Origin of the sequence: Mesorhizobium sp. M7A.F.Ca.MR.148.00.0.0 (assembly GCF_003997735.1) — a bacterium.
Lineage (GTDB): Bacteria > Pseudomonadota > Alphaproteobacteria > Rhizobiales > Rhizobiaceae > Mesorhizobium.
The window spans coordinates 245-1,852 of record NZ_RZTB01000083.1 but is presented as its reverse complement, the minus strand read 5'-3'; the positions used below and the strand labels follow the sequence as shown (position 1 = coordinate 1,852).

At 59.6% G+C, this 1,608-nt stretch carries 1 protein-coding gene and 1 pseudogene (1 of these 2 running past the window's edge); both read left to right on the top strand.

Annotated features, from left to right (window positions below):
- Window positions 1-1,235 (top strand): annotated as a pseudogene (locus tag EOB49_RS24110) (DUF3732 domain-containing protein); it begins 727 nt to the left of the window's first position.
- A 24-nt stretch (window positions 1,236-1,259) separates the two neighbouring features.
- Window positions 1,260-1,608: hypothetical protein (locus EOB49_RS36980; protein ID WP_206526134.1), on the top strand; the 349-nt coding region annotated here is incomplete at its 3' end.

The following is a 1,608-nucleotide window of genomic DNA, read 5'->3' as shown; positions in this document are numbered from 1 at the left end:
CCTCCACTGAAGTGCCGAAGGACTGGAGTGACGTTGTTGACCTGCTTCGGCGCGTGTCGAACAGCAACTCAAGTCTTGCTCGACCAAGCCTGGCCGGCATCGATGTGGTGCTGACGCGTCTGGAAACCCTTCGTGCGTCGGAAACTGAAATCGCCGCGCGACTTACCGAGCATCGTCAGCGCCTGAACGAACTGCGCCGTCTGGTGGAGAGCAGCGAGGCGTACGGCGACGCCATGCGCATCCAACGTGACCGCTTGGACCTTTCCACGTGGCTGAGGGACTTGGCCGACGAGTTCGCCGATCCGTTGGTCGCACTCGGGGACGGCGGCCGCGAGAAGGTCTTGGCCCTTTGCGACAACCTCGGCGGTCTGGAGATCCGACTGCGGACCCACCCTGCGATGTCTAACACGCTTGACAAGGAAATCCTGCGCCAGCGCGGCGCCGCTGAAGCGGTCCTATCTGAGTTGAACGATGTCCGTAGCGAGATAGCGGTGCTGGAACGGGACTCTGACGTCGCCCGAGACGAGGCCAATCGCTTCGATAGGCTTGAGCGCTTCCTCGGTCGATTGGAGCAGGCGTTGCACGTCTACGACCGCGCCGACCAGTCGTCGGATTTGCGGCAGGAACTCACCTCGCTGCAGGCCGATATTGCAACGCTGCAAAAGACGATCTCCGAGGCCGACATCCAGCGCAAGCTATTCAACGCGTTGAACCAAGTCTCCCATCATGCCAATCGGCTGATTCCGCAGCTTGACGCGGAGTGGCCCGAGGCCCCGATTAGGCTGTTGATTGAAGACCTGACCGTCAAGGTGACTAGGGGAACGCGTGAGGACTACCTGTGGGAGATTGGCAGCGGCGCCAATTGGCTCGCGTATCACGTCGCACTAATGCTTGCGCTGCAGCACTACTTCCTGGCCGAACCTCATCACCCAGTCCCTGGTCAGCTGATCTTCGACCAACCTAGCCAAGTCTATTTTCCTAAGCGGGCGGCGGGCGACGAGGGCCCCGACCTCATCGCGTGGAGGGATCAGGACGTGGTCGCCGTCAGGAAGGTCTTTGCGCTCCTAGGCGCTGAGGTCATGGCCGCGAAAGGTCGCCTCCAGATCATCGTGCTGGATCATGCAGATGAGGACGTCTGGGGCAAGCTTCCCGGAGTCAAGTTGATTGAGGAATGGCGTGGACAGGCCCTCGTGCCTCAGGCTTGGATTGCCGCCGCATCTTCCAACGGTGGATAATAATCTGCTGCCAGAGGAGAAGGCATGGCGAACGTGGACGAGATCAACCGTCTGACGGCCCTTGGCTTGAACGTCATCACAGCCATGGATGTCGCGGAAGGAAAACTAGACGAAGCCTTCGAGGTCGCCCGCGCTCAGGAGAAACGCAAGGTCGACATCTGGAGCAAAGGAAGAAAGAACATTCCGGTTGCACTGACTGCGATATGGGACTGCGATCCTGCAAACTTCTATCTCGCGTTCGACGGCGATGATCCCAGCGACCACGCTTCGACGGATTTCATTCTTATCGACGCTGATGTCACTGACGTTGGCGGTAGGCTTACCTACGCCGCCAGCAGGGACAAGGGTCCTTGGCATCAACGTTACAAGAGCA